At 38.1% G+C, this 8,542-nt stretch carries 7 protein-coding genes; 5 read left to right on the top strand and 2 right to left on the bottom strand.

The window, feature by feature from the left end; all coding sequences use genetic code 11:
* Positions 1-522 precede the first annotated feature (522 nt).
* Positions 523-837, bottom strand: a complete 315-nt coding sequence (locus ACTBZY_RS10305; protein ID WP_463046251.1) for a YbjQ family protein — start codon at positions 835-837, stop codon at positions 523-525.
* Positions 838-1,074: 237 nt separating this feature from the next.
* Between ACTBZY_RS10305 and ACTBZY_RS10300 the strand changes: the two genes are divergently transcribed.
* Positions 1,075-3,534: a TonB-dependent receptor gene (locus tag ACTBZY_RS10300; protein ID WP_463046250.1), complete on the top strand. Its 2,460-nt coding sequence runs from the start codon at positions 1,075-1,077 to the stop codon at positions 3,532-3,534.
* A gap of 22 nt (positions 3,535-3,556) precedes the next feature.
* On the opposite strand, the gene ACTBZY_RS10295 is transcribed toward ACTBZY_RS10300, so the two are convergent.
* A complete protein-coding gene (locus tag ACTBZY_RS10295) occupies positions 3,557-3,940 on the bottom strand; it encodes a hypothetical protein (protein ID WP_463046249.1) in 384 nt (127 codons plus the stop codon).
* A 91-nt stretch (positions 3,941-4,031) separates the two neighbouring features.
* Between ACTBZY_RS10295 and ACTBZY_RS10290 the strand changes: the two genes are divergently transcribed.
* From ACTBZY_RS10290 to ACTBZY_RS10275, 4 genes are all read left to right on the top strand, one after another.
* Positions 4,032-4,898: a helix-turn-helix domain-containing protein gene (locus ACTBZY_RS10290; protein ID WP_463046248.1), complete on the top strand. Its 867-nt coding sequence runs from the start codon at positions 4,032-4,034 to the stop codon at positions 4,896-4,898.
* 290 nt (positions 4,899-5,188) lie between these two features.
* Positions 5,189-7,249, top strand: a complete 2,061-nt coding sequence (locus tag ACTBZY_RS10285; RefSeq protein WP_463046247.1) for a c-type cytochrome — start codon at positions 5,189-5,191, stop codon at positions 7,247-7,249.
* A gap of 407 nt (positions 7,250-7,656) precedes the next feature.
* Positions 7,657-7,875, top strand: coding sequence for a hypothetical protein (locus ACTBZY_RS10280; protein ID WP_463046246.1), 219 nt, complete (start codon positions 7,657-7,659; stop codon positions 7,873-7,875).
* 64 nt (positions 7,876-7,939) lie between these two features.
* Positions 7,940-8,404 (top strand): hypothetical protein, encoded by a 465-nt coding sequence (locus ACTBZY_RS10275; RefSeq protein WP_463046245.1) that lies wholly within the window; start codon positions 7,940-7,942, stop codon positions 8,402-8,404.
* The last annotated feature ends 138 nt before the right edge of the window (positions 8,405-8,542 follow it).

Raw genomic sequence — 8,542 nt, 5'->3', positions numbered from 1 at the left:
ATTTCCAACGAATCTCGTCTCAATAGCCAATTAGAAATAGTTAGGCACAAGCGAATTCCAAATCTTAGCAAGACCTTAAATTTGACTTCTGCTGAGGACTTTGAATGGACTGAATAAATGCAGTTCAAGTAAATTTAACCCGCTTTATTCATTAGAAAACCTCCCGATAGATATCGGGACCGTAGCTAAATTTCTTTCCATCGGCAAGCTCTGGGTAACACAAATTAGTTCGTAAACCCATTTAAACTCAATCACCAGAACCCTTCGAGATTAGCTCAGGGTAAACCGCTATGGTAATCTCGTTTAAATGTCTGATTTATTCCACTTTAAAACTCATAACGATTCTCCAATGCATAAACCGGGTTTAAATGAAAAGAGACCAATCTAAGTAGATGGTCTCTTGGGATTAATTGTCACGATTTTCAAAATTCTCTTGATCTTTTATTTTTACTCTTCTTACCACCAGGTAGATAAAGAGGCCAAGAGCTATGGTGATAAATATAGATTCCATGTCATTCATATTTATTTAAATTTTACAGCCGTACCATAGGCTAATATTTCTGAGGCTCCTTGCATCACCATGGATGTGGCCAGTCGTATATTGACAATCGCATCTGCACCCAATCGTTGGGCATCCTGCTCCATTCTTTGTAAAGCTTGTTCACGGGCTTGGGCTTGAAGTTTTGTGTATTCTTCTATTTCTCCACCAATAATGTTTTTAAGACCCGCAAAAATATCTCTACCGATGTTTCTGGCTCTTACGGTGCTGCCTCTGGCGACGCCTAAAATCTGGGCTATTTCTTGGTTAGGTACTGTTTCTGTAGTTGTTAGTATCATGTCTTTTTGTTTAATTATGAATACAATTTACTTAGAAAATTACTTACTATCTATCAGAATCGGACAAGTGATTTGCTGAATATTTTAAATGGCATTGGGGGCGTTTAATTGGTAAAATATCATTTGACCTTTTATTCAATTAGCATGTATCAGCAAAGAGTAGACGTATCTTAACAATTAGCATATACCTAGGATTGTTAAGGATTGAAATTGACATACTTTTGTGGAAATTATCATATGATGTATAGAAGTCTACCTGTAATCATTCTTCTTTTAGCCCTATTCCCTTTTTCAGCCGATGCCCAAAAGTTTCAAACACTTACTGGTACGGTAATAGATTCTGTTACTAACGAACCCTTATCTTTTGCTTCTGTAAAGCTTGAAAAAGGAGGTAAATTAATTACAGGTGTTCAAAGTACAGATGATGGCGGCTTCAGAATAGAGACATCTACAAACGAGGTTTATATTATCAAAATTGAATATGTGGGCTACGCCTCAAAATCAATTGAAGTTAATATGATTGAAAATAATGCTAACCTTAATTTAGGTGCTTTGGGCTTGGCTCCACTCAGCCAATTATTAGAAACTCTGATAGTGACAGGTATAAAACCCAATATGGTGACCACACTGGAAAAGCAGATTTTTGATTCCGAACAATTTGAGGTAGCCAAAGGCGGAACAGCAGCCGACTTGATAAAAAACATACCTTCTGTCACGGTTAACGTGGAAGGTGAAATTTCTGTAAGAGGTTCAAAGGGCTTTGTAATTATGGTAAACGGAAAGCCTAGTGCTTTAGACCAAACCACCATTTTGTCGCAAATCCCGGCAAATACCATCCAAAAGGTCGAAATTATCTCTGTACCTTCTGCCAGATATGAGGCAGACGGTAAGGCAGGAATTATTAATATCGTTACCAAGAAAGGAGCCATGGATGGGCTAAGTGTTTTTGCAAACCTGCAATACGGTTTACCTAGGATAAAAGCTTATTTTAATGAGAAAGAGCCGCAAAGACAGGGTGTAGATGCTACTTTGAGTTATAGGAAAGAGAAGTTAGCGTTGAATGTAGGACTTAATTACCTCCAGAATGATATAGCAGGCAGAAGAGTAGGGGACGCTTTTACGATTATAAATGACGTGAAAACCATTTTCCCAAGCGAAGGTGAAAGAAGCTTTATAAGGGAAAGTTATGGGGTAAGAGCAAATGCTACTTACAATTTAAATACAAAAAATGAACTGACGGCTGGAGTATATTTAGGAAGTCGTGAGCAGTACAGAACCGCCAATATTGTCTATCATAATACCAAAGTTAATGCGGCTTCTGGCGAGCCAATAAGTGCTTATTCTTATTATAATGGAAACCAAGTGTTAAAGGCTGGAGACTTTCAGGTTTATAATTTAGATTATTTACACAAGTTTGAAGACCAATCTTCTATCAGTGTTTCGGGCTTAGTAGAAAATGCTCAGCTGGATGGTAATACTAAAAACAGAAACTTAAATCAGTTTGATTATTCTGACACACTTCAATATACCTTTAATACCGGTGAAAACCCTCTAAACGCCTTACGCTTAAAAGTGGATTATGAGAAGCCCATAAAGGTGGGTGTGCTATCCTTTGGGTATCAATACAGACTTCAAAATCAGGATGGTGTTTTTAGATACTTGGAGAAAAGTGGGAGTAATCTTCCATTTGTACAGAACGACGTCTTTAGTGCGGATATCAGGGTGGAAAACAGAATACATGGCCTTTATGGGATGTATAGTGTTAAATTCGACAAACTGGAATTTAGCTCTGGACTGCGATATGAGAAATCTGACAGGGTTTTTAAAGACGGAAAATCAGAGGATTTTCATCTAGACCTATCCAACTTGTTTCCTTCTGCCAACATCATGTATAGTTTAGGGCATGACTGGAGGCTGAAAGCAGGATACAGCAGAAGGGTGCAGCGTTCTACCAATAACGAGCTGAACCCATATCCTGAAAGAGAACATTCAGAAACCTTGGAGCAGGGCGACCCGCGTATCAGACCTGAGTTTATTGGAATTACAGAAGTGGGAATTAGCAAAGACGCTCAGAAACTTTCTGTTTACATGACGCTCTATCATCAGCATATTACGGATATAGTGAACAGGGTAAATAGCGTTTATAACGACACCATCTTGAATCGTATTTTTACCAACGCCGGAGTAGCAAATCTGGTAGGTTCTGAATTGGGACTCACTTGGGCGGCTTCCAAAAAGGTAAAATGGTTTATGGGAGGGAATGTTTACAGACTGAATATTAACGGAGCACTTTTTGAAAACGCAGTAAGTGTTGACAGCAGAGGCTGGGTTTACTCCTTGAACTCCAATCTTTCGTATAAAATAACACCGACTTTAAGTTCTCAATTTAATTTTTCTTATATGTCGGCAAGAAATACCGCACAAGGAGAAGATTCTCGTTTTTATCAGCCGAACCTTTCCATAAAGAAGAGTTTTATGAATAATAAAATGACGGTTGGGGCTCAGTGGCAGAATATGGCTTTTGGAAATATGGGCGTAAATCAGCAAAGAATTACCACTTTTGGCTCTGACTTTTTTACCACCACGAATTATATTCAGGAGACTAATATTGTGCTGTTAAACTTAAGTTTCAATTTCAATCAGCGTGACGGTAAGGTCAAATTGCCTTCAAGTGAGTTTGGAGAGAAGGAGTTTTGATTTTTCTTTGCACAAAATTTTGTTAAGACTTTGCTAGGCTAGCTTTCTCGTTTTTCTTCACGAAGAGTTGAATCCAAATGATTCTTGAAAGTCGATAGTTGAAAAAGCTTAGGAGAATGAGAACTGCCATGATGAAACCTAATATTCTTAGGTCAAAAGTTTCTTCAAAGAAACGACTGGCGACAAAATAGGTTAGGAATATTTCCATAATGGAAAGACCATAGCTGGCATACATGGCTCCCATGAAAAAACCGGGCTCTTTTTCAAATTTAATATGACAAGCTTCGCAGGTCGTATTCATTTCAGAAAAACCAAAGCTGAAGAATATGTTTTTGGCTTTAAACACTTTTCCTTTACCACAATTAGGACAATCGTTACTTAAAAGGCTTATTAGTTTTGAAATCATGAGTTTGTCTTTATTTTTATACAAAAATAAGGGACTCTAGGGCACTTTAATCCTATAAAAATCGCTTCTTTTGGTAAAATAAGGACATTTTATGAAGGCTTATCCGGTTTATGATATTCAAAACTTTGAAACAGAGAGGCATCATCATGATTTATATATCAACACCTTTAAAAACCACCTAATAAAGCACAGCTTCATAGAGCAGTCGCATAGGCATAATTTCTATTTGATGGTGCTCTTTACTTCGGGCAATGGTAGTCATAAAATTGATTTGGATACATTTGATATAGGCAGAGGAAGTCTGTTTTTAATGAAACCTGGTCAGGTGCACAGCTGGACGCTATCAGAAGATATTGAGGGCTATATCATGTTTTATTCGCAGGAGGTTTTTAACCTGTACTTTGGTCAAAAGAAAATAGAAGATTATAGCTTTTTGGGAACGTCAAGTCATATCTCAGAAATAAAGCTGCGGGAGTCGGAGCTGACTGACATGGAGGTGTATTTCAAGCTTTTGGTAAAAGAAAACCAGTTGAATAACTCCCGAAAAGAAGAGAAACTCCTGAACCTATTAGACATCATCCTTATTGAGATTTCTAGGATGCATCTGTCTGAAAACAACTTTGCGTGGCATTCTTATTCCGAAAAGGTAAATCAATTTATGGCATTGCTAGAAATGCATGTTAAAACCGAGAAATCGCCATCTTTTTATGCTTTCCAAATGAGCATAACTTTAAAGCATCTTAATAGAATCTGTAAAGAGGTTTTAAACCAGACTGTTACCGAGCTGATATCTCAAAAAGTGGTTTTAGAAAGCAAACGTCTTTTAACGTTTAGCGATGCGACTGTAGGGCAAGTGGCTGAAGAACTCGGTTTTGTCAACTTATCTTATTTTACAAAAATATTTAAGAAGCACGGAGGTCTTACTCCGAGCCAGTTTAAGGCCAGTTTGAAAGTTTAGGACTTGCGTACGCTTTATTGAGTCGTATGGCTGATAAGCCTTTGGGAAATATCAAGGGCTCATTAAAAAAGAGCTCTGAAAAAACCTAATGCCGTTCTCTTAACCACTCCCTAAAAATATGGTTGGTTTTAAACCTACCATAGTGTTAGGATGCGGTTTATATCTAAATTTAGATTTTAGATGATTAAATGGAAACTATAAAAAATGGAAAGTTTTAAAAGACTTTTCGACCGCGTTGGGTTTCATGGCTAGTACCGTTTAGTTATGAGGCTCAGACAAATAAATGTAAAATGAGAACAAATAACACCGCTTCTATTTCAAAGCATTTTAAAGCTTTTCGATTAGTTTATTTTGTGTTATTCATAACTTTCTCCTCTTGCAGTACCAAAAACACGGAAGAACCCTATCTCCTTGGTTTGGGTTACGGAATCAATAGCACTACTTTGTTTGTCAACGATATAGAAGCCACCCGAGGCTACTTTAAGGACACACTAGGATTTAAAATATCTGATGAAATTGAAAAAGGGAGCATTGACGGTTCGTTGGTTGCTTCTATTTCTTTTGCCGATATGTCATCTTTAGAACTTCTTTCTCTGAATGATTCGTTAGCTGACGAATCAAAACCCTCTTTTATAAGCTCTTTTTTAAAGAAAACGGAGGGAGTACGTTTATATGCATTATCTAGCTCATCTGTAGATTCCACTTCTACATGGCTTAGTTCTAGAGAATTTAAAATGGATTCCATCCAGGCCTATCGTTCCTCTGAAGATTCACCAAAAGGTTGGTCTTGGGATTCTGGTGGCCCTGAGAAACAAAGTCTGGATTTTGAAGCATCCAACCCACCTGCCCATCTGCCTCGATTTGTTGAGCATGCTGATATGAATTATCAAGCTGTCAAAGAGGAATGGAGGACCTACTACAGTTACGGACGTAGATACCTGGAACACCCTAATGGAGTGGTGGGAACTGCTGCCATCCGAATAGCAGTGGAAGATATAGAAGCATCTACTAAAGAGTTTCTGAAAATGGGTCTTGTTCAATTGGAGTTAAACGACTCCATTGCTCGCTTTAAACTTATTCGGAATCAAGAGTTGCATTTAATTGCCTCTAAAACCGCTGGGGATGAATTGTCCGATTTCTTAAAGACACGGGGTTCAGGGGTGTTTGCCTTACGCTATGAAGTTATCAATCTAGATTCAACTTACAGTTTTTTAAAAGGCCGCCTGCCTGCAAAAGCATTGGTTATGGAAGCGTTTCCTAAGCGACTAACGGTACTAAAAGAATTTGCACATGGTGTTCAACTGGAATTTGTGGAAGAGTCTGAAGAGCAAGGAGCTGAAGCTAGACAGTTAAGGCCGGATGATGAGCTAGACAGCACTTCCATGGTTTATGCTGCAGGATTGTACGAGAAATACTGTGCCCTTTGTCATGGGAAGGATCGTGAAGGATACGCCGCAGATCATGCACCTTCCTTAAGTTCTCATTCGCTGTTAGGCACGAGCCAAACTTCCAACTTTATGCGATATACCATACAATTTGGGAGGTCAGAGACGGCCATGGCGGGTTATATGAAGAGTAGGGGAGGTCCATTAGAATACATTGATATTGAAATACTCTTACAATGGTTGTATCAAAAGAGTGGTGTAAAAGAACCTATCGAGATATCAAGAGAAACCGTAGTGGGAGATATAAAACTAGGAGCTAAAATATACGCTAAGAACTGTACGACATGCCACGGTAAAAAAGGAGAAGGTATTTCAGCACCTGCTTTAGGAAATCCTATGTTGTTAGCCACAGCTACCGACCACTTTTTACGCTACGCTATCCTAGAAGGAAGAGATGGTACTCCAATGCCAGCATTCAAAGACAGCTTGAGCAATAAAGAAATAGATGCCGTTACCGCTTTTCTTAGAAGTAGAGCATCAGGTTGGAATATTCCAAAACAGGATACGGTTTCGATTCCACTTCCAGAAAACTATGTGTTAAACCCTAAAAATAAGGCACCAAAATTTAATCTTCGCGAAGGTCTTTATGTATCTGCCGAGCAGCTTTTTAAGGCCATGAAAGATAGTTTGCGTATTGTCTTACTGGACGCCCGTTCTGAAGTAGCTTGGCGTCAAACCCACATCCCAGGTGCTATACCAGTTCCTTATTATGAAGAACCTGAAAACTTTGTGAAGAATATTCCAAAAGACAGCACGCAGATAGTGGTCTATTGTGCTTGTCCACATGCGGCATCACAAAAAGTAATCAATAATTTAACTCGATATGGGTTTAAGAATACCGCCATTCTCGATGAAGGTATTCTGGTTTGGGCCCAACTAGGGTATCCCGTTCAAAATGGGAATTAAACAAAAGCATTTTGTTCATTGGTCAAAAAAGTTTCTTGGGGGGGCAGGAATGCCCTTTACAACTTATTTTGGGATATTAATAAATTGAATTGCTAACAAAAAGCCGAATCAATCAAAGGTTCATAAAAGGGTTAAGATGCAATATTGGGTAATTAGCCCCATACCGTATACGCTAGGAAATACCCACATTTTCCGCTATAATTCCACAATTCCACAGCTTTGAATGTAGGAATGAGCTTTTAAGAATAAGTTTCGAACTTAAATAATACTTCAATGCTCATCTTAATTATTACATCCATCATATTGTATTTAAGAAACAAAAGGCAAACAGTCATGGATGACTAGAATCATAGGTATGCCTGAAGGGTATTATTATAATTAATATTAGTCACTTAAATTTTATAAAAATGAATTCGAAAAAGATAATAGGAATTCTCCTGATCGTCGGGAGCGTGGCCTTGGGTTATTTAGGTTTTAACAAAGTACAAAAGAGTGGTGCTTCTGTGGAGGTGCTAGGTTTGGAAATAGACGCCTCTAATGAGTCTGGTAAAGAACAAGGCTATATTTTAATGGGACTTAGTGTGGTGGTATTTGTAGGAGGTATGTATACTGCTAGCAAAAGATAATTTAGGATTGAACAGGTAATAGCCAACCTGGCACAATTAGTATAACAAAACGATATAAACCATTATGAAAAAGCAAATTACAATTTTAGCAATTATTTTAGTTACGGCTGTAGCTGCTCAGGCTCAGTATAAAGGAGCCGTGGGTGTAAGGTTTACCGATGGTCCAGCCTTAACAGGAAAGTTTAGTATGGGTGGCAACTCGGCTGGTGAGATACTTTTGGGAGGTTTTGGACATGGTTTGAAAGGGACATTTCTTTACGAACTGCATAATCCGGCCTTTAACACCTCAACTTGGAGATGGTATTATGGTTTTGGTGGGCACGCGGGGTCTTCGCCTGTAAAAAGGAAAAACTATGAGCCAAATATTGAGGTGTTTCATTTAGGTGTAGATGGGATTTTAGGTTTAGAACATACCTTTAAAGAAATACCATTAAATTTAAGTGCCGACTGGAAACCTGAGTTCAATTTTGTGAATTATACAGGTCTTGTTCTACCGATATTCGGGTTTTCTGCAAGGTTTGCCTTTTAAGTATATAGATAGTTTTGGGTAAGTAATAGGGGATAAATCTGATTTATCCCTTTATTTGTATTGAAATTCTCCTGAAAATGGGAGTTTGAATTAAGCAAATATTATTATGCAGATTGCCAATTTGCCAGCAAATGAAAG

It is taken from the genome of Arcticibacterium sp. (genome assembly GCF_055134445.1).
The sequence above is the reverse complement of the archived record's forward strand: the minus strand, read 5'-3'. Positions and strand labels throughout refer to the sequence as shown.